At 59.9% G+C, this 20320-nt stretch carries 20 protein-coding genes and 1 tRNA gene; 12 read left to right on the forward strand and 9 right to left on the reverse strand.

The window, feature by feature from the left end; genetic code table 11:
- Positions 1-10: 10 nt before the first annotated feature.
- Positions 11-1117, reverse strand: a complete 1107-nt coding sequence (locus WB402_RS02250) for a DUF2156 domain-containing protein (RefSeq protein ID WP_424205285.1) — start codon at positions 1115-1117, stop codon at positions 11-13.
- A 302-nt stretch (positions 1118-1419) separates the two neighbouring features.
- On the opposite strand from WB402_RS02250, the gene WB402_RS02255 reads away from it, so the two are divergent.
- From WB402_RS02255 to slmA, 6 genes are all read left to right on the forward strand, one after another.
- A complete protein-coding gene (locus tag WB402_RS02255) occupies positions 1420-2310 on the forward strand; it encodes a LysR family transcriptional regulator (protein ID WP_424205286.1) in 891 nt (296 codons plus the stop codon).
- Between the two features lie 85 nt (positions 2311-2395).
- Positions 2396-2935, forward strand: a complete 540-nt coding sequence (gene hslV, locus WB402_RS02260; protein ID WP_424205287.1) for an ATP-dependent protease subunit HslV — start codon at positions 2396-2398, stop codon at positions 2933-2935.
- Positions 2936-2937: 2 nt separating this feature from the next.
- Positions 2938-4278, forward strand: a complete 1341-nt coding sequence (gene hslU, locus WB402_RS02265; protein ID WP_424205288.1) for an ATP-dependent protease ATPase subunit HslU — start codon at positions 2938-2940, stop codon at positions 4276-4278.
- Between the two features lie 166 nt (positions 4279-4444).
- The gene (locus WB402_RS02270) at positions 4445-4909 is read left to right on the forward strand and encodes an Hsp20/alpha crystallin family protein (protein ID WP_424205290.1); all 465 of its coding nucleotides are present in this window, start codon (positions 4445-4447) and stop codon (positions 4907-4909) included.
- A gap of 150 nt (positions 4910-5059) precedes the next feature.
- On the forward strand, positions 5060-5956 hold the full coding sequence (argB, locus tag WB402_RS02275) for an acetylglutamate kinase (protein ID WP_424205291.1): 897 nt from the start codon (positions 5060-5062) through the stop codon (positions 5954-5956).
- A gap of 89 nt (positions 5957-6045) precedes the next feature.
- Positions 6046-6633: a nucleoid occlusion factor SlmA gene (gene slmA / locus WB402_RS02280; RefSeq protein ID WP_424205292.1), complete on the forward strand. Its 588-nt coding sequence runs from the start codon at positions 6046-6048 to the stop codon at positions 6631-6633.
- Positions 6634-6672: 39 nt separating this feature from the next.
- On the opposite strand, the gene WB402_RS02285 is transcribed toward slmA, so the two are convergent.
- From WB402_RS02285 to WB402_RS02320, 8 genes are all read right to left on the reverse strand, one after another.
- Positions 6673-7662, reverse strand: a complete 990-nt coding sequence (locus tag WB402_RS02285; protein WP_424205293.1) for a GIDE domain-containing protein — start codon at positions 7660-7662, stop codon at positions 6673-6675.
- A gap of 3 nt (positions 7663-7665) precedes the next feature.
- Entirely contained in the window at positions 7666-8241 is a 576-nt protein-coding gene (locus tag WB402_RS02290; protein ID WP_424205294.1) for a LemA family protein, read from the reverse strand.
- Between the two features lie 184 nt (positions 8242-8425).
- Positions 8426-8860, reverse strand: coding sequence for a Mov34/MPN/PAD-1 family protein (locus WB402_RS02295; RefSeq protein WP_424205295.1), 435 nt, complete (start codon positions 8858-8860; stop codon positions 8426-8428).
- Positions 8857-9603, reverse strand: a complete 747-nt coding sequence (locus WB402_RS02300) for a HesA/MoeB/ThiF family protein (protein WP_424205296.1) — start codon at positions 9601-9603, stop codon at positions 8857-8859. The genes WB402_RS02295 and WB402_RS02300 overlap by 4 nt, the downstream gene beginning before the upstream one ends.
- Before the next feature lie 29 nt (positions 9604-9632).
- The gene (gene prmC / locus WB402_RS02305; RefSeq protein WP_424205297.1) at positions 9633-10499 is read right to left on the reverse strand and encodes a peptide chain release factor N(5)-glutamine methyltransferase; all 867 of its coding nucleotides are present in this window, start codon (positions 10497-10499) and stop codon (positions 9633-9635) included.
- A 2-nt stretch (positions 10500-10501) separates the two neighbouring features.
- Positions 10502-11584 carry a peptide chain release factor 1 gene (prfA, locus tag WB402_RS02310; protein ID WP_424205298.1) on the reverse strand — a complete coding sequence of 361 codons (1083 nt, stop codon included), beginning with the start codon at positions 11582-11584 and terminating at the stop codon, positions 10502-10504.
- Between the two features lie 2 nt (positions 11585-11586).
- Positions 11587-12843, reverse strand: coding sequence for a glutamyl-tRNA reductase (gene hemA, locus WB402_RS02315; RefSeq protein ID WP_424205299.1), 1257 nt, complete (start codon positions 12841-12843; stop codon positions 11587-11589).
- Positions 12844-12901: 58 nt separating this feature from the next.
- Positions 12902-14593: a carbon starvation CstA family protein gene (locus WB402_RS02320; protein ID WP_424205300.1), complete on the reverse strand. Its 1692-nt coding sequence runs from the start codon at positions 14591-14593 to the stop codon at positions 12902-12904.
- A 189-nt stretch (positions 14594-14782) separates the two neighbouring features.
- Here WB402_RS02320 and WB402_RS02325 point away from each other — a divergent pair, with 189 nt between their 5' ends.
- The 6 genes from WB402_RS02325 (at position 14783) to WB402_RS02350 (ending at position 20313) form a co-directional block, all read left to right on the forward strand.
- Complete coding sequence (locus tag WB402_RS02325; RefSeq protein WP_424205301.1) at positions 14783-16513, forward strand: tetratricopeptide repeat protein; 1731 nt, start codon at positions 14783-14785, stop codon at positions 16511-16513.
- Positions 16510-17145 carry a lipoprotein insertase outer membrane protein LolB gene (gene lolB, locus WB402_RS02330; protein WP_424205302.1) on the forward strand — a complete coding sequence of 212 codons (636 nt, stop codon included), beginning with the start codon at positions 16510-16512 and terminating at the stop codon, positions 17143-17145. Before WB402_RS02325 ends, lolB begins: the two co-directional genes overlap by 4 nt.
- A gap of 20 nt (positions 17146-17165) precedes the next feature.
- A complete protein-coding gene (ispE, locus tag WB402_RS02335; RefSeq protein WP_424205303.1) occupies positions 17166-17996 on the forward strand; it encodes a 4-(cytidine 5'-diphospho)-2-C-methyl-D-erythritol kinase in 831 nt (276 codons plus the stop codon).
- A 128-nt stretch (positions 17997-18124) separates the two neighbouring features.
- Positions 18125-18199 (forward strand) — tRNA-Gln (locus tag WB402_RS02340).
- 311 nt (positions 18200-18510) lie between these two features.
- The gene (locus tag WB402_RS02345; protein ID WP_424205346.1) at positions 18511-19446 is read left to right on the forward strand and encodes a ribose-phosphate pyrophosphokinase; all 936 of its coding nucleotides are present in this window, start codon (positions 18511-18513) and stop codon (positions 19444-19446) included.
- Between the two features lie 99 nt (positions 19447-19545).
- Complete coding sequence (locus tag WB402_RS02350) at positions 19546-20313, forward strand: 50S ribosomal protein L25/general stress protein Ctc (protein ID WP_424205304.1); 768 nt, start codon at positions 19546-19548, stop codon at positions 20311-20313.
- The last annotated feature ends 7 nt before the right edge of the window (positions 20314-20320 follow it).

Consider the following 20320-nt stretch of genomic DNA (forward strand, 5'->3'; position numbering starts at 1 on the left):
CAACCGGAGCTCAGACGGGCGCGATGTCCCGGTCGCTCTCGACGTCCTGTCTTTCGCGACACTCGTGCATCCCTGCACGTCGCAGGCTGATTTTTTCGCCGAACAGCGCCGGACGGTAGCTCATTTTCACGCGCCGCAGATTTTCGAGGCCCAGGTCGTCGCCGACGTTGATGAAGGTACAGTCGGTGAATTCCTTGACGAATTCGCGGAACAGGAATTGCGCCGATCCGGGAATGGCGAAATTGGTTTTTTCCACGAGCACGTTGGCGACATCCGGGGTGATGCGCTCGCCGAAGGTGAAACCTTCCAGCCGCTCGTTGATGAATAAACACAGGCCTTTCAGGCCGAGCGTGTCGTAATGGGTCAGCGCGCGCTCGATTGCCCGGCGTTCCTGCTCGACCGTGTAGAAGAAATCAGCGATGGCATCGCCCGACATGTACTGAAGGCGGTTGCGCAACCAGGTATCGATGAGCCCGCGTATGCCGTCCTCATGTTGCGGTCCGAGCCGTTCGAGGCGGTGATCGGGGTGGACACGGCGGAACTGGTTGATCTCGCCGCGCTTGGTTTTATAGGCATTGCCCCTGAGTTGGACCAGATCTTCCGTGCGGTAGATGTAGTCCGGCAGGCTGCGCTCGATGAGCCAGCGATCCAGGGATGCCTCGAGCAGGTTCATAAAATCGCGGTACACATATTCGACCGCGCTGAGATAGGCTGTCGGGTTGTACCCGTCCATGATGCGAAAACAGGCGTCGAGCGCCGCCACCTGATGCGCCGGCTTGCCCAGCGGCGGCAGCAGCATGGTCAGGCAGTGGCCGTTCAGGCTGAAGAGACAGAAGCAGTCCTCGATGATCTGATAGAAGCCGCTTTTCTGCGACAGCCAGATGATGTTATTGGCGAAGGTGTAATCGGAGAGCGGTGTCGGGATGTGCCGTACGTAATGGTCGAACAGGGGCTTGGCATCGATCGTGAAAGGATAGAGCCGGTGATTTTCGACGGCGAGATAATGTCGCGGAAGCAGTTCGTTGCTGTGCAGCGTGAGTACCGGCGCGGGCACGAGGCGGTCGGTAATATGTTTTTCCGTCAGGCTTGGCGGAGGTTCTTCGTTCTGGCTCAGCACTTATTTCTCCTCGATAGATCGCCAGCGCGTGATGCGACGCCGCACAAGGCTGGGAAACAGGGATGGGAGCGACAGCGTCGGCACGAAACCCGGTGCCAATGCCATGGACGCTGCCGTAAAACGGAGCAAATCGGGCTATCCATCGACATGGTTGATGGAAGCGAGCGCAAAGCGGGATTGGCTTTCAGAAACAATCAGTTGAAAATCGAGCGTGGCTTGGCTGGCATCTTTATAGGGGTGGGCTTGCCACCAATAAAGCGAAATGAAATGATTGACTCGATAAAAGAATTTGCTGGAACGAGATGGATATCGACCTCCTTAAAACCTTCCTCGAAGTCTATCGTACCCGTCATTTCGGACGAACCGCGGAGAATCTCTACCTGACCCAGTCGGCGGTCAGCGCCCGTATCCGTTTGCTCGAAGAGACGCTGGGGGTGCCGCTCTTTACGCGCACGCGTAACGACATCCAGCTTACCCCCGCCGGGACGCGGCTGCTGAAGTATGCCGAGTCGATTTTGAACGCCTGGAGCCGGGCGCGTCAGGATACGGCGCTCGGTGAGGAAGACAAGGTTTCGCTGGCCATCGGCGCTTCCTACAGTCTGTGGGACATCTTGTTGCAGGAGTGGACGCATGCCATTTACCGCGAATTACCCGGTGTGGCCCTGCAAGCGGAGGCCCTGGGGCCGGAGGTGCTGATCCGACGGCTGCATGACCGTGCGCTCGATATCGGCTTCATGTTCGAGCCGCCGCAGATGGCGGAACTCCAGGTGCGCGAAATAACTCAGATCAAATTGATCATGGTGGCGGATCGTCCCGGTCTCAGCGCGCGCGAAGCCGTGGGCTGCGGCTACATTATGGCCGATTGGGGCACCTCATTTGCCATCGCCCACGCACGCCATTTCCCCGACATGCCGCCGCCCGCGGTGCGCATGGGCCTCGGGCGCATGGCCCAGTCTTTTCTCCTGCGCAACGGCGGGGCGACTTATCTCGCGGAACAGATGGCCAGTGAATCTCTGCAATCCGGCCGTCTGCACCGCGTGGACGATGCCCCGGTGATCGACCGGCAGGTCTACGCGGTTTATCCCCTGGCTAGCGAGCGCACAGCCTTGCTGGAACAAGTGCTTGGTTTTCTGGTCCCGCGTCCCGCCGCGCGCGAAACGGCGCGCGCTGTCTCAGCGTTGCCGGCGGTCTGATCGGTCATTGCATTTTTTCTCCAGCGATATTTCGTCACCACAGCCCCGGCATCGCCGAAAATCAATGTCGAGAGAGGAGCATGATTTGCAACCACTTCACGGAACAACGATTTTATCGGTACGTCGCAACGGACTTGTCGTTATCGGCGGCGACGGCCAGGTGACCATGGGCAACACCGTCATGAAGGCGAACGCGCGCAAGGTCCGCCGCTTGTACAAGGATCAGGTGATTGCCGGCTTTGCCGGCGGCACCGCCGATGCCTTCACGCTGTTCGAACGTTTCGAAGGCAAGCTGGAAAAACATCAGGGCCATTTGGTGCGTTCTGCGGTGGAACTGGCCAAAGACTGGCGCACCGACCGCATTCTGCGCCGCCTCGAGGCGCTGCTGGCGGTGGCGGACAAAACCGCCTCGCTCGTCATCACCGGTCAGGGAGATGTCATCGAGCCGGAGGGTGGGCTCATCGCCATCGGCTCCGGCGGGCCGTATGCCCAGGCCGCGGCGCTGGCCCTGATGGAGAACACCGAACTGGACGCGCGCGCCATTGCCGAGCGGGCATTGAATATCGCCGCGGACATCTGCATATATACCAATCGAAACCTTACCATCGAGGAGCTTCAGGGCTGATCATGTCGGAAATGACCCCGCGGGAGATCGTCCAGGAACTGGACAAGCACATCATCGGCCAGGCGGCCGCCAAGCGCGCCGTGGCAATCGCGCTGCGCAACCGCTGGCGCCGCGCCCAGGTCAAGGATGAAACGCTGCGCACCGAGATCACGCCCAAGAACATCCTGATGATCGGTCCGACGGGCGTCGGCAAGACCGAGATCGCGCGGCGCCTCGCCCGGCTCGCCAACGCGCCTTTCATCAAGGTCGAGGCGACCAAGTTCACGGAAGTGGGTTATGTCGGTCGCGACGTCGACTCGATCATCCGCGACCTCATGGACATGGCGGTCAAGATGACGCGTGTCGAGGAGATGGCCAAGGTCCGCGCGCGCGCCGAAGACGCCGCCGAGGACCGGATTCTGGATATCCTGGTTCCGCCGGCGCGCGAGATGGGTTTTGCCGTGGGCGAGACCGCGCGCCCGGCCGACGGAGCGGCGCGCCAGATGTTCCGCAAGAAACTGCGTGAAGGCCTGCTCGACGATCAGGAGATCGAGGTCGAGCTCTCCGCGCCGGCCATGGGCGTCGAAATCATCACGCCACCCGGCATGGAGGAAATGACCAGCCAGCTGCAAAGCTTGTTTCAGAACATGGGCGGCCGGCGCGCCCGCCCGCGCAAACTGAGAATCCGCGATGCGCGCAAGCTGCTGACCGAGGAGGAAGCGGCACGCCTGGTCAACGACGACGATATCAAGGGCGGGGCGCTCGCGCGCGTCGAGCAGCATGGCATCGTATTCATCGACGAGCTCGACAAGATCGTCGGCCGCAACGAAGGTCGCGGCCCGGATGTTTCGCGCGAGGGTGTGCAGCGCGATCTGCTGCCGCTGGTGGAGGGCTGCACGGTCTCGACCAAGTACGGCATGGTCAAGACCGACCATATTCTTTTTATTGCCTCTGGCGCGTTCCACCTGTCCAAACCCTCGGACCTGATACCGGAAATGCAGGGACGGCTTCCCATCCGCGTCGAGCTCGATCCGCTCACCGCCGAGGATTTCGTGCGCATCCTGACCGAGCCGGATGCCTCGCTCACCGAGCAGTACAGTGCGCTGCTGGCGACGGAAGGACACGTGCTCGAATACCAGCCCGACGGCGTGCGCCGCATCGCCGAGGTGGCGTGGCAGGTGAACGAGCGCACCGAAAATATCGGCGCACGGCGCTTGCATACCGTCATGGAGCGCCTGCTCGAAACCGTTTCTTTTGAAGCCGCCGATCGCGGCAATGAACAAACCGTGGTGGACGCGGCCTATGTGGACCAGCACCTCGGCAGCCTTATCGGCAACGAAGATCTCACACGCTATATCCTGTAGCTGACGGTACCGCTGCGTTTGTGGTTTGTTGATTTTTCAATATTTTTTCCGCTCTTGAAATTACCTCCGCTGTCCCCATTTAAAAACGCGATACAGCAGGAAGGACATGGGTTTTTGACCCAGTCCAGAAATTGCTGGCAACCCGATTAATTGTATGGAGATGATCATGATGAACAGGCTTATGCGACGCGAAGACCGGGCCCCACTGAACCGCTGGGGTCTGTGGGATGACGACATTAACCGTGTATTCCAAGGATTTTTGAGCCCGATGCGCTGGGTCGAAGAGGCAACCGGCGAGGATTTGACGCCGGCGATGGACGTCAAGGAACGCGATGACGCGTATGTCATCAAGACGGAAATGCCGGGCGTGAACAAGGATGATGTCAGCATTACGCTGGAGAATGGCGTATTGACCATTACCGGCGAGAGCAAGAGCGAGAAGGAAGAGAAGGAAGGCGAGCGTGTGCTGCGCCAGGAGCGCCGTTATGGCAAGTTCGTTCGCAGTCTGAGGCTTGGCACGCAGATCGACGAGAAAGCCGTCAAGGCCAGTTACAAGGACGGGATACTGGAACTGATCCTGCCCAAGGCCGAGGAAGTGAAGCCCAAGAAGATTACAGTGGATGTAGCGTAACTCCGCTATTACCGGGAGGGTTCCCGGAGAGAGAAAGGCCGCTTACGCGGCCTTTCTTATTTTTAGGTCCGGCATATGCTGACTTTGGCGTGAATATGCGCTAACTTTTCCCTCCGTATATATCGCTCCCGTCGCTATAACAGGAAAAAAATGCCGCTGACACCTCAATCCGCCGCCGACCGCGCGCGCATCCTGACCGAGGCCCTGCCGTACATTCAGCGTTTCCAGGGCAAGACCATCGTCATCAAGTACGGTGGCAACGCCATGGTGGACGAGAACCTGAAACGTAGTTTCGCGCGCGACGTGGTGCTGATGAAACTCGTTGGCATGAACCCCGTGGTAGTGCACGGCGGAGGGCCGCAGATCGGCAAGCTGCTGGAGAAAATCGGCAAGAAAAGTGAATTCATCCAGGGCATGCGTGTCACCGACCGCGAGACCATGGACGTGGTCGAAATGGTACTTGGCGGGCTCGTCAACAAGGAAATCGTCAATCTCATCAGCCAGCACGGCGGCAAGGCCGTCGGGCTGTCGGGAAAGGATGGCGGTCTCATTCGTGCCAAAAAAATGGTACTCCAGAAACTGCCCACGAAAGAGAACCTGCCGAGCGAGATTATCGATATCGGGCACGTGGGCGAGGTCAGCAGCATCGATCCGCGGCTGGTCGCACTGCTGGACACCGGTGATTTCATCCCGGTGATCGCCCCCATCGGCGTGGGCGAGGACGGACAGACGTATAACATCAATGCCGATGTCGTGGCCGGAAAGCTGGCAATCACGCTCAAGGCGGAGAAGCTCATACTGCTCACCAACACCACCGGCGTGTTGGACAAGGAAGGCAAGCTGCTTACGGGCCTTTCCATCAACCAAGTGAAGGACTTGATCGGCGATGGGACTATTCATGGCGGCATGCTGCCCAAGGTCAACTATGCGCTCGACGCGGTTGGCAGCGGTGTGAAATCCGCGCATATTATCGATGGGCGTGTCGAGCACGCAGTCTTGCTGGAAATTTTCACCAACGAAGGCGTCGGTACGCTCATCAAATCCTGACCGCCGTGAATTTGCATACAACCAAGGAAATTTACGCCCGCGAAATTTGTTTCGCTCGCCTGACAGTCGTTCGGGAAAAGGACTGAACCATGGCCCGACCGCGCCGTGGCGAAAGACGTCAGCTGATTCTCGAAACGCTGGCGCACATGCTTCAGGCCAATCAGGGTGAACACATCACTACCGCGCAGCTCGCGCGCGCCGTCGGGGTTTCCGAGGCCGCGCTTTACCGCCATTTTCCGAGCAAGGCGAAAATGTTCGAGGGCCTGATCGAGTTCATCGAAGAGACGCTCTTCACCCGAATCAACAAGATTATCGCGGAAGAAACCCGCGCCGAGGCGCGCATCCAGAATATCCTGTTTCTGCTTCTCGGTTTTGCCGGCAAGAACCCCGGCATGGCGCGACTGCTGTACGGCGATGTGCTGGTGGGCGAGACCGAGCGCTTGCGCAGACGCGTGACGCAGATCTACGAGCGCATCGAAACCCAGATGAAACAGATACTGCGTGAGGCCGAGGTCAACGAGAATCTGCACCTGCCGGTCAACGACGTCGCCGTGCTTCTGCTTGCCGTCGTGGAGGGATCGATTACCCGCTTTGTTCGCAGCGAATTCAAGTCGTCGCCGGTGGCGGGATGGGAGCGGCAGTGGGAAATGTTGCGGAAGAGTGTTTTTAACAAATAAAACGATCCGCCTGCTGGCGCATAATCCCGATTAAAATAATCACATAAACTTCGCGTTGAAAACCCAAACCGCCGCCAGGCCAAGAATAAAACATGCTCCCGCGTATAACGCCGCCCAAAGCTTGTAACGTTTGGTCAATTCCGTTTGCGTGAAGGCCGACAGGATATACGGCCGTAACCCGTCGCGCGTCGGGCCGAGCACGTTGAGGCCATCGGCGGAATGGATAACTTGCTCCTGACGGTTTTTCATGACATCGCGCCGCGCCTGAGAACGTGCCAGCATCCATTCCTTTTCGTCGATTTTTCCGTCCTTGTCGAGATCGAAGCGCTGCAACAACGTGGGTTGGTCATTCTTCCAGTCCTTGAGCATTTCGCGCACGTCTTCGTCCACGGTCGGCTGGCTGATGTAGCTGCTCACGCTTTTCAAAAGCCCGAGCGCGTAGAGCCGTTCGCCGGAATTGATACGTTCCTCGGTAAGGCGATATGTGCCGCTACCTATGTCCGATGTGAAAAAGCTGGAGACACCAGCTGGACGACGGGCAATGCCACCCACGCTGGAACTGGATCGCCAGTTGTCCTTGTGTCGTGGGGTCACGTCCGCGCCTTCAGGATCGATGACCACGCGGCCGGTATCGTCCTGCAGCCAGAAGGTTTCGGTGCTTTCGCCCCGGTCGATGACTTCCCAGCGTGTTTGCGTATGGCCTTTGTTATAGGTTTTGACCTGTTGTTCGATCTTGTAGCGAAACCAGACGCAAGGCAGGGCGGAGAGTTTGGCGATGATCGGCGGGCCATCCATGAGCTTGCCGAGACCTTCTAATTCCACGTATCCCTGTGGGGCTGAACGGATTTTGCAGGTTGGCGTGTCTTCGATAAGGCGGATGTTGCTCACATGACGCCACGTGCGCCAGGAACAATAGGCGGATCCGGCGGCCAGCACCATCACCACGAGACCGATGGCGGCCGGATCGCTTTGATGGATGCTGTGAGCCAGCCCAGCGAACCACTGGGCCAGTGGACTGGGCGACGACATATTCTAGGTGCTGAACAGCGCCTTGACGTTCACGTCCCGGGTTTCGCTTTCCGTGAATTTAAGCAGCGACTTCGGCTCGAACCGGAACAGCGTGGCGATCACATTGTCCGGAAACGTCTCGATGCGGACATTGTTGGCGTTGACCGAATCATTGTAGAACTCGCGCCGGTCGGCGATTTGCGCCTCGATCTGCGAGATGCGGTTTTGCAGGTGTTGGAAGTTCTCGTTGGCGCGCAGTTCCGGATAATTCTCCGCCACCGCGAAGAGATTCATGAGCCCTGCCCGCAGCTGGGTCTCGGCAGCCCCGACGGCAGCCACGTCTCCCGCTTCGCGCGCGCTGTGCACGGCGGCGCGCGCCTGCGTGACTTTTTCCAGTACGCCGCGTTCGTGCTGCATGTATTGCTTGCATGCCTCGACCAGCTTCGGCAGCTCGTCGTGACGTTGCTTGAGCAGCACGTCAATGTTCGACCACGCTTGGGCGACATTATTCTTGAGCCGGACGAAATTGTTGTACATCGTGACGGCATACAAGAACAGCGCGGCAAAAATGCCCAAAAAGACAAAAGTGGCGATCGACATGATTTCTCCTTCGTCAGCCGGCAGGCGGCATTAAAAAGGAGTATAGCCGCCGAGGTGGCGGCTGCCAGGGAAGCGCGGAACAAGTTCCCGTTCGTGCTGAGCCTGTCGAAGCATGAACGGCAAATCCATTAATTACGCTCGAATTCGCTCCCCTTCGACAAGCTCAGGGCGAACGGATTCGAGCTTATTCAGAGCTTCCCTGGGGCGTGTCGTCCAGTAGGGTGATGACGACTTCTCCGGCCTCGCGGCCGTGGATGTGATATCCCCGCATTTCAGGCACTCCTTTCTTGCCGAGTGAAATAATAAGGTAAAGCACGCCGGGATATTCATGCTGCTCGATATCCGCGAGCGAGGGCAGTGGCGGAGAGTCGGGATGGGAGTGAAAGATAGCGCCAAGTTCTTCGCCTTGCTCGCGCATGCTGCGTATGGCCTCGATCTGTCCCTTGGGGTCGAGCGCGAAGAAGTGCTTTTTGTCGTCGGCGACATTGACGACGGGATAACATTTCTTGAAACCACGTTGGTCGCGGGAGATGAGACCGCAGATTTCCTCTTCCGGCGATTTCTGCGCGAGCTGCAGTAACTGGTTGACGATGCTCCGCGGTAGGCGGACAACGCTCATATCTCTCCGCACACCGGGCATAGCGGGTCCTTGCGCAGCCGCATTTCGCGCCACTCCATCGTCTGGGCATCGAGAATCAGCAAGCGTCCATTCAGCGACTGACCAACCCCGGTCAGGACTTTCAGCGTTTCCGTGGCTTGGATGCTGCCGATGATGCCGGGCACCGGCGCGAGGACGCCGGTTTCGGAACAGGTCTCGGCGATTTCATCCATGTCTTTGTACAGGCAGCGATAGCAGGGGCTGCCGGGAAGATCGGCACGGAAAGTGGTGACCTGGCCTTCCATGCGAATCACAGCGCCGGAGATCAGCGGTTTTTTCTGCTCCACACATATGCGATTCAGGCCGAAGCGCGTGGCGAAATTGTCACTCGCATCCACGACGGCATCCGCCTGTCGCACCTGTTCGATCAGTTCATCCGCAGGGAGGGTTTTATTGAAGGTTGTGATCTGAATATCGGGATTGAGTGCCTGTAGCGTTTGACGGGCCGATGCCGATTTATCGACACCGATGGCATTCGTGGTGTGGACGATCTGACGCTGGAGGTTCGACAGTTCCACGCGGTCGCGGTCGACGATGACGAGATGCCCCACGCCCGACGCGGCGAGATACATCGCCACCGGCGAACCCAATCCTCCGAGCCCGACGATGAGCACGCGTGCATCGAGCAGTTTTTGCTGACCGTCGATGCCCACCTGCGGGAGCAGGATATGACGGCTGTAGCGCAGGAGTTGTTTGTCATCCATGGCAAATCAATGGGGCAGATTCGGCTGGATTAGAGGCAACATGCGGTAATGCGATCGCGCCCGCCCAGATCCGGATAGCAAACGATATTACGATAGCCGAGCTGATGCAAAAGTTGGTCGATGGCGGCAGCCTGATCCCATGCGTGTTCGAATATAAGCAATGCAGCGGGTTTCAGGTACTCGCGGGCGGACAAGGCGATTTGGTGAATGGCAGCGAGTCCCTCAGGTCCGGCGGCCAGGGCTTGTTCAGGTTCGAAGCGCACGTCCCCCTGATGATCCAGATGCGGATCATTGGCGCGCACGTATGGCGGGTTGCTCACAATCATATCCAGCCGCATGTCGTTCAGAGGTTCGAACCAGCTGCCTTCACGGAATTCAATATTGGTCAGGCCAAACTTTGCTGCGTTTGTGCGCGCGACTTCGAGCGCCGCCGGCAAAATGTCGGTGGCAATTAGGTGACATCGCGGACGTTCCTTCGCCAGCGCCAACGCAATCGCGCCGCAGCCGGTGCCGAGATCGGCGATGGTCCATTCGGCGTCTCGTGGAATAAACGCCAGCGCCTTTTCCACCAGCAGCTCGGTTTCCGGACGCGGGATCAGGGTGGCAGGCGATACGTTGAACTCCAGGGACCAGAATTCGCGCATACCAGTGAGATAAGCGATAGGCTCTCCCTGCTTGCGCCGCGCAAGCAGCGCTTCAAGCCGTTGCTGCTGTTCGCCAGTTAACGCGAAATGGCCACGCGTGAAGAGTCCACTGCGGTCGAAGCCGCACGCGTGCATGATAAGCACTTCCGCATCGAGCCGCGGCGTGGAACTGGTTGCTTGCAGTTCACGCGTGGCGGTTTGCAGTATTTCACTGATCGTCGGAGGCATTTTATGCAGGGCGGCGGGTTTCATGTTCAGGCATTCAACGTCGCCAGCAAATCGGCCTGATCGGCGCTGCGCAGCGCATCGATGAGGTCATCGAGCTTGCCTTCCACGACCTGATCGAGTTTGTACAGCGTGAGATTGATGCGGTGGTCAGTCACGCGCCCCTGCGGAAAGTTATAGGTGCGAATGCGTTCCGATCGGTCGCCGGTGCCAACCAGGCTCTTGCGCGTGGCGGCCTCGTGTTCACGTTGTTTGCGCTGCTCGGCCTCGAGCAGGCGCGCGGACAGGATAGACATGGCGCGCGAGCGGTTCTTGTGCTGCGAGCGCTCGTCCTGGCATTCGACCACGATGCCCGTCGGCAGGTGCGTGATGCGGATCGCCGAATCGGTCTTGTTCACGTGCTGGCCGCCGGCGCCGGAGGCGCGGAAGGTATCGACCTTGAGCTCTGCCGGGTTGAGAGCGATGGCGTCCACTTCCTCCGCTTCCGGAAGCACCGCGACCGTGCAGGTCGAGGTGTGGATGCGTCCCTGGGCCTCGGTTTCGGGGACGCGCTGTACGCGATGCGCGCCGGACTCGAACTTGAGACGCGAGTACACGTCTTTCCCGGCGATGCGGGCGATGATTTCCTTGTAGCCACCGTGTTCACCGGGGCTCTGGCTCATCACTTCCACGTCCCAGCCGTGGTTGGTGGCGTAATAGTTGTACATGCGGAACAGGTCGCCGGCGAAGATCGCCGATTCATCGCCACCGGCGGCGGCGCGGATTTCGAGAAAGATGTTTCGGTTGTCATTCGGGTCTTTCGGCAGTAGCAGCGCCTGGATCTCGGCTTCAAGTTTTTCGATAAGCCGCCGCGCCTCCGCGACTTCTTCCTGCGCCATCTCGCGGATGGTCGGATCTTCGTCCTTGAGCATGGCTTGCGCGGCTTCCAGTTGTTCGTGGGCCGCGCGGTAATCGCCATACAGCTTCACCACCGGATTGATTTCGGAATATTCCTGCGACAGCTTGCGGAACTGGTCCTGCTTGCCAATGACTTTGGGGTCGGAGAGCAGCCGTTCAATTTCCTCAAAGCGTTGCGCAAGGCTGGTGAGCCTTGTTTCGATGGAGGGGTTCATCCTTACTCTTCGTGGAGGCCGAACAGGCGGCGCGCGGCCTCGAGCAGGGCGCCGTTGCCGTCATGATCCGCCTTGCGCAGAACGTCGGTGGGGGCGTGGGTGAATTTGTTGGTCAGCGCGCGCGCAAGCTGTTCGATAACCTTCGCCGGGTCCTCGCCGTGGGCGAGGCGCCGGCGCGCGCGTTCCACCTCGGCCTCACGCAGGGCATCGGCCGATTCACGGAGCGCGCGGATCGTGGGCACGGCATCGAGGGATTTCACCCAGTGCATGAAATCCACGACCTGGGTATCGATGATCTTTTCCGCATCGCGCGCGGCCTCCTGGCGCGATTCCATGTTCTCCTGCACCACTTCCTTGAGATCATCGATGGTGTAGAGATATACGTCATTGAGTTCGCCGACCTCAGCCTCGATATCGCGCGGCACGGCGATGTCCAGCATGAACATCGGACGGTGCTTGCGCGCTTTCAGGGCCCGTTCCACCGTGCCCTTGCCGAGGATGGGTAGCTGGCTGGCGGTGGAAGCAATGACAATGTCAGCGTCGGCAAGACGTGTCGGCATTTCCGCGAGCGAAATGCCCTCGGCGTTGAACTGGCCGGCCAGCAGTTGCGCGCGCTCGACGGTGCGGTTGGCGAAGATCATGTGACCGGCATCGTGATCCCTGAGGTGGCGCGCGCAGAGTTCGATCATGTCGCCCGCGCCGATCATCAGCACCGTCTGTTCCGAGAGCTTGTTGAAAATCTGCTCGGCCAGGCGCACCGCGGCTGAGGCGACCGAGACCGCGCTCGCGCCGATCGCCGTGTCGGTGCGCACCTGTTTGGCGACGGTGAAGGTCTGCTGAAACAGGCGATTCAGGATTTTTCCGGTGACGCCGGCCTTGTGCGCGGTCGCGAAGGCCTCTTTCATTTGTCCGAGGATTTGCGGTTCGCCCAGGATCATGGAGTCGAGCCCGGCCGCGACGCGGAACACATGCTTTACCGCCTCTTGGTCGGGATGACGGTAAAGATAGGGATGAATGTCGCCGCGGTTCAGTCGGTGATAGTGGCAGAACCATTCGATGACCTGTTCGTCGTGCGCAGGCTCGAGCCCGCAATAGAGCTCGGTGCGATTGCAGGTGGAGACGATCGTCGCCTCGCTGACGCCGCCGCTGCCGGTCACTTCATGCAAGGCGTTGACCAGCTTGTCGGTGGCGAACGCCGCCTTCTCGCGGATATCGACCGGCGCTGTGTGATGATTGATACCAAAGGCGAGCAGGTGCATGCAGAAAACCGGGTAATAGGCGCTATTGCCTGCGATTTTGACCCATCAGGGTCCGCTGTCAAGTTTGGGGCGGCCGCGGCGACTTCAATGCGTTAAGGGTCAGGAATGTTACCCCGAGTTCCGTGGTTATTAATAGGATGGCCAGCAGGAGCAATATCCAGCGATTGTCCGACCACCACTGCATCATCAGCACGCCCAGCCCCCAATTGGCGGCAACCAGCAGGAAAACCAGCGGCACGATCACCGCCGCCACAGGTCGTTCCAGGTGCCGCAGTGCCACGGCCAGCAAGGCGAATCCGAGAATGGCAAGGAACTGGTCGGTCACGCCGAAGAGCGGCCATAGCGCGAGCCCGCCGCGGCCATGACCGTCATGCAGCGCAAGCAGAGCCGACAAACCGACGGCTGTCGCGATCAAAGCTTTTTCATTGCCCGGGATGAAAGCGGGATAGCGCTCGGTCAACCCGGAGAGCAGCTGTTTTTGTGCGCGCAGCCCGGCCTCCAGAGTTGCGACAAGCAGGCCGATAACCACTACTGCCATGAGCGAGCGTGCGAACTCCATGTCCAATCCCAGTCCCGCAGCGTGACGCGCAAATCCGTTGATATATAGTTCGGGGACAGCGTGCAAATCCATGAATGTTTCCCATGACGTGTAACGCTGGTTCCAGTCCTGGACGTTCGGCAGTCCGGTGCTCCCGATGATGATGGCGCTCAATGCCAGCAGCCCCAGCGCCAAGGCTCCGCCGTAACCGATATAGCGTGCGTCGGCTTCGCGTTTCATTTGGCGCACGGTGACGGCATTGGCGACCAGCAGGTGAAACCCCGCCACGGCGCCGGAAGTGAGTGTCACGAACAGCCACGGAAGTGTATCCGGAATGCCGGGGCCTGAGTGGAATTCCGGCGCCACCAGGCTGGGCTGATCGATCATCACTACGGTGAAAAAAATCAAAAGGGATGTCCCCAGCAGCAGCGCGGTGAGATAGCCGCGCGGACGCATCAGTTTCCACATCGGCAGGCGCGTGACGTAATAGCCGTAGGAGAACAGAAGCATGACCCAGACCACCGTGGCATCGAACGGGAAATACGACTCGGCCGTTTCGAGATGCAGCGCTCCGGTAAAGCTCAGCGGATAATCGCCGAGCAGCCACACGACCATGAGACTCAAGGCGAGCGCGATCAGGGAGGCAGGAATAATCTCGAAGTCTTCCCTGCCACGCAGAAAATTTCCCAGGGGCAGCGCCAATGCAGTGACGATCCAGAATGGCAGCACCGAAGCGGGAAACGCCGACAGGAGTTGCGCCGCCAGCGTGGCGCAGACCGAATTCATGATGAGCAATAGCAGAAACGCGACCAGCGCAAAGAGTCCGTGTGCCGGAGCGCCCAGCAGACGCGCGGCGATTTCGGCCGGATTGCGGCCGGGATAATGCAGGGACAACCACAGCGCGCCCAGCCCGTAAGTGCCGGCCGCGACCACGGTGCCGACCACGGCCCATAGAAAAGCCGGAACCCATCCCCATATTAATGAAGTGATGCCGCCGGTAATGGCGGCGCCGGCGGCAAGCGAAGCCACATGGTGACCGAAGAGCAGGTGGCGGCCGAACACGCCGGATTCGGCCTCGGCAGGCCGGTCGGGCGAAGGTGTACTATAATCTTCCCCAAGGCGGAAGACGCCCAACTTCAGAAGCTTGGAGTAGAAGCGGTAGCCAAAGGCAAATACCACCACGACCATGATCAGCAAAACCAGTGAATTCATGATATGTCCGCGCCGTTAGGCGCAATCTGAATAGTATCCCGATACCAGTCCTGTTCGCCGGTTGCGCACCTATTCTGGATAATAGAGACTTGTAATGACTATTTTAGATGGTGCGGTGAAACTCCGCGCGCAGCGGCGGTCATAAAGACACTCAGCCTGTCATCTTTAGCTGTTCGAGAACTACTATATATGATCATTTCCCGTTTTAACGTCATCCCGGTTTTATTGACATTTTCCTTGCTGACGGCCTGTGCCGGCACGGCGCAGACCGGGCCGTCGCACGAAGCGACTCCGCCGGCCGCCAAGGCCGAAGAGACCCTCCCCAAGGTCAACCTGGACCAGGAAATGCTTTATGACATCCTGGTGGGCGAGATGGCCGGTCAGCGGGGCCAGATCGGTGTGGCAGCGGCAACCCTCGGCAAGGTGGCGCAGGAGACGCGCGATCCGCGTGTTGCCGAGCGCGCGACGCTGGCCGCACTTTATGCCAAGCGTTATGACGAGGCGATACAGTCGGCGCAACTGTGGATTGATTTGCAGCCAGGCGATGCCGAGGCCAGAGAAGCGATGATCAGTGCGCTGCTCGAGCTTGACCGGGTCGCGGAGGCCAAGAGCCAGTTCGAGGCGCTTTTCGGCCTGGAGGAAACCCGCCGCAACCTGGATCAGGCTTACCTGCGCGCTGCCGCGGTGCTGGGACGTGCCAGCAATCGAGCCGCGGCGATCGATGTGATGCAATCCCTGGTCGCGCTGAATCCGCGCAGTGCCTCGGCGCATTTCGCCATGGCGCATCTCATGGTCCGTGGTGGAGACCTGGATAAAGCCCTGGCAACCATCGACGAGGTACTGAAACTGCGTCCGGACTGGGAGGAGGCGGCGCTGTTCAAGGCGCGTCTTCTGCTCTCACAGAAAGATCCGGACAAGGCACGCGCCTTTTTTGAATCGTTCCTCGATCGCAACCCGCGCGCGACCAACGTCCGGCTCAATTATGCGCGTTTCCTGATCGACCAGAAGGAATGGCAGAAAGCGCTCGTGGAGTTCAAACGCGTGGCCGCGGACGCCCCGGACGATGCCGACACTATTTATGCCGTGGGCCTGCTATCGCTGCAGAACAACCGTCTGGAAGAGGCGGAGAAATATCTGAAACGCGCTCTCGAGCTCCGCCCGGAGAACGATCAGGCGCGACTGTATCTGGGGCAGGTCGCCGAACAAGGCAAGCGTTACGCGGAAGCCGTCCATTGGTACCGCGAGGTGGATGCCGGTGAATATTATTTCGAGGCGCAGTTACGGATCGGTGTGGTGCTGGCGAGGCAGGGCGATCTGGCCGGAGCGCGCCGGCAACTGGATGGCATCAAGGCGCAAAACGATCAGCAGCGCGTGCAAGTGGCGCTCGCCCAGGAAACGATTCTGCGCGAGGCCAAACTGTATCGCGAGGCGCTAGAAGTACTGAATGCCGCGATCCAAGCTGTGCCCGGAGACAAGGACCTGCTCTATGCCCGTTCCCTGGCGGCCGAGAAACTCGGTATGCTCGACGTGACCGAACACGACCTGCGCGAAATCCTTCAGCATGACCCGAAGAACGTCAACGCGCTCAACGCACTTGGTTACACGCTCACGGACCGCACCACGCGTTTCCAGGAAGCGCTTGAATTGCTGAATCAGGCGATCGCGCTGAAACCGGACGACGCTTACATCATGGACAGCATGGGTTGGCTGCAATACCGGCTCGGTAATTACGCGGAATCGGTGAAATACCTCAGGCGCGCGCTGGACATACGCAACGACGCGGAAATCGCCGCGCATCTCGGCGAGGTGCTGTGGGTCATGGGCAATCATCGCGAAGCCGAGTCCGTCTGGAACAGCGCGCTGCGCGAAACGCCGGATAACGAAGCGCTTAACGGCGTCATCAAGAAATTCAAACCATGAGATATGCGGCGGGCCTCCTTGGCCTGACCGCGCTCGCGGCCGGGTGCGCTACCGCACCTGCGCTTCCCCCGGTCGAGAATCCCGCCGCCACCTGGCAGGCGCGACAGACGGAATTGCGCCCGATTACGACCTGGAAAATCCAGGGGCGCATGTCGATGCGCACGGCCGAGGAGGGCTGGCAAGCGTCGCTGAGTTGGGTGCGCGAGGGTGACCGGCATCGCATCGATATCATCGGTCCCCTGGGGCGCGGGCATTTGCGATTGACGCGAGACAACCAGGGAGCGGAATTGCGCGATGCCGATCAGCATAGCTGGCACGCGGAAAATCCGGAGCAACTTTTATACCAGACCACCGGCTGGCTCTTGCCGCTCGATGGGCTCAATTACTGGGTTCTCGGCCTGCCTTTGCCCGATTCCGCTGCAAGCCAGGAGCTGGACCCGCAGGGACGCTTGAAAACGCTGTCCCAGTCCGGCTGGGACATTCGCTTTCTGGAATACGCCCGCTACGGTGCCCTCGACTTGCCGAGTAAACTCTTCATCAAGAGACAGGGCCGTGGCATGAACGGCAGCCCGGCCAATGATGCCACGCTCGAAGTGCGACTGGTCATCGAACGCTGGGCATTATCCAAATAAATATAAACAGGAGTTTCGGGATGCAAACCTGGCCGGCGCCGGCAAAGCTGAATCATTTTCTTCGTATCACGGGACGGCGCGCGGACGGTTATCACAGCTTGCAGACGGTTTTCCAGTTTCTCGATTACGGCGATGAACTGGAATTCACGATGACGGACGATGCACGCGTCACGCGCACCACGCCGTTTCCCGGAGTGGACGAGGACAAGGACCTGGCGGTACGCGCCGCGCGGCTGCTGCAAGAGACTACCGGTATCCGCCGCGGTGTGCAAATCCGTCTGACCAAGCGCATCCCCGCCGGTGGCGGGCTCGGGGGTGGCAGTTCCGATGCCGCCACGACCCTTCTGGCCTTGAATGAGCTGTGGGACGCGAAGCTTTCCCGCACGGAACTCGCCACGCTGGGGCTCAGGCTTGGCACGGATGTGCCGGTCTTCGTCCGGGGGCAGGCGGCCTGGGCCGAAGGGATTGGAGAAATCCTGACCCCCATCGAGCCGGAAGAGGCTTGGTATCTGGTGGTGGTGCCACCGGTGCATGTCTCCACGGCGCAGGTTTTTGCCGACCCTGAATTGACACGTTATAGCCCGCCCCTCACAATACGCGACTTTCACGCAGGGCGTGGGCTGCAAAACGACCTGGAACCGCTGGTGCGCAACCGCTATCCGGAGGTGGACCGCGCGATACGGCTGCTGGCCGAGTTCGGCGCGCCACGCATGTCGGGTTCGGGCGGCTGCGTGTTCCTGAAGGTGACGGGGGCGGACCACGGCCGGAAGATTCTGGAAAGAATTCCCAAACCGTTTTCCGGTTTTGTGGCGCGAGGGATGAACCGGCATCCTTTATATATGGTTCGGTGATATTCAGATTCGGGACCGCGTGTTCGGCGCCCGTCGTTGCCTCCGGTATTCTGACGTACAGGGACGTACTAATGCCGCGGGAGGCAGGATGCCGAGAGCGGCCTGGGTTCGGACGGTTTCGTTATTACTGGGGCGTAGCCAAGCGGTAAGGCACCGGATTTTGATTCCGGCATTCCCAGGTTCGAATCCTGGCGCCCCAACCAGATTTTGTAGTTGATGTGCCAGGATGAGAAGCTGACGGGTTCGACAAATTCGCCGGGGCGAGATGGAGCGATTGCGATTCACTGAATCGCGCTACATCGAGCGGGCTTGCCATGGATGGCAAGCCCTGGAGTTCTTAGCGAGATAGGAAGATCGAGCTTAGAACTGAATTTGGACAGGCGCGAAGCGACTGGCCCGAGCCACTTTGTGGCGAGGGCGAGCCCCAGGGACGGGGCGAGCAATCCTGGCGCCCCAACCAGTTTATGTATTGGATCACCCGTATCACAGGGGAAATCGCGTGTCCTTGGACAACATGGTGGTGTTTACCGGGAACGCCAATCCGGCGCTCGCGGAGCTGGTGGTGCGGCACCTGGGATTGCCCCTCGGCAAGTCGGTGGTCGGCCGTTTCTCGGATGGCGAGATCCAGGTCGAGATCATGGAACACGTGCGCGGCAAGGATGTGTTCATCGTCCAGCCCACGTGCTCGCCCAGCAACGACAATCTGATGGAGTTGCTGGTCATGATCGACGCGGTGAAGCGCTCCTCGGCGCGGCGCATCACCGCGGTGATACCTTATTATGGTTATGCGCGCCAGGATCGGCGACCGCGCACGGCGCGGGTGGCGATCACCGCCAAACTGGTGGCGGACATGATCACAATTTCCGGCGCGCACCGGGTGTTGACAATGGATCTGCATGCCGACCAGATCCAGGGATTTTTCAACATCCCGACGGACAACGTTTATTCTTCGCTGGTGCTACTCGGCGACATATGGCGGCAGGAGTTCAAGGACCTGCTCGTGGTGTCGCCGGATGTGGGCGGCGTGGTGCGGGCCCGCGCGATGGCCAAGCATCTGGAAGCGGACCTCGCGATTATCGACAAGCGCCGCCCAAAGCCGAACGAGGCCAAGGTAATGCACATCATCGGCGAGGTCGAAGGCCGGACCTGCGTGCTGATGGACGACCTCGTGGACACCGCCGGGACGCTGTGCGAGGCGGCCGGGGCGCTGAAGAGCCACGGCGCACGCAGGGTGCTGGCGTATTGCACGCACCCGGTACTTTCCGGCAGCGCGGTGGAGCGGATCAGCAAGTCTGATCTCGATGAGCTGGTGGTGACGGATACCATCCCGCTCAAGCCGGAAGCCAGGGCCTGCCGGCGCATCCGCCAGCTGAGCGTGGCCGAGCTGCTCGCCGAATCGATGCGCCGCATCGCGGAAGAGGATTCGGTCAGCGAGCTGTTCATGGAGTAAAAGTTTCGGGCATGGGGCCTGTGCCCCGTGTCTTTTCTGTACCCTCCGATCCTGGTCGCGGGAGAGGCGGGAGATGTTTAACAATATTGGAGACTGACAATGAGCGCTAAATTTGAATTGATTGCCGAACCGCGCGCAGCGAAAGGTACGGGTGCGAGCCGCCGCCTTCGCCGTAGCGGAAAAGTACCCGCCGTCCTGTATGGAGCGGGCAAGGAGCCGATGATGGTTTCGCTGGACCACAATGCGATGTCGCGTCATCTGGCGAATGAAAAGTTTCACACCTCGATCCTGACCGTGAAGGTTGGCGGCGACACGGACCAGGCCATTCTGCGTGACTGGTACATGCACCCGTACAAGCCGGTGGTGATGCATGTTGACCTGCAGCGCATCAGCGCTACCGAGAAGATTCACATGAAGGTGCCGCTGCACTTCGAGGGCGGCGACGTGGCCCCGGGCGTGAAGATCGATGGCGGTATCGTCACGCATCTCATGACCGACGTGGACATCACCTGTCTTCCCAAGGACCTGCCCGAGTTCCTGACGGTGGATCTGTCAGCCCTGAATATCAATGAGTCGGTGCATCTATCCAACATCAAGCTGCCCGCAGGCGTGAGCATCACGAGCCTCGCGCATGGCGGCGATGACCTGGCGGTGGGTGCCGTCACTACTATTCGCGTGGTGGAAGAAGTGGCTCCTGTGGTGGCCGCACCGGCGGAAGGCGAAGCGGCTGCGGCGGCGCCGGCCGAAGGCGAGGCGAAACCCGGCGAGGCCAAGGCGGGCGAAGCCAAGAAAGGCGAGGCACCCAAGGCGGAAGCCAAGAAGGGAGAGGCGCCCAAGAAAGAAGCACCCAAGAAGGAAGGCAAGTAATCCCCTT

The sequence above is a fragment of the Sulfuricaulis sp. genome (assembly GCF_049587675.1).
Taxonomy (GTDB): domain Bacteria; phylum Pseudomonadota; class Gammaproteobacteria; order Acidiferrobacterales; family Sulfurifustaceae; genus Sulfuricaulis.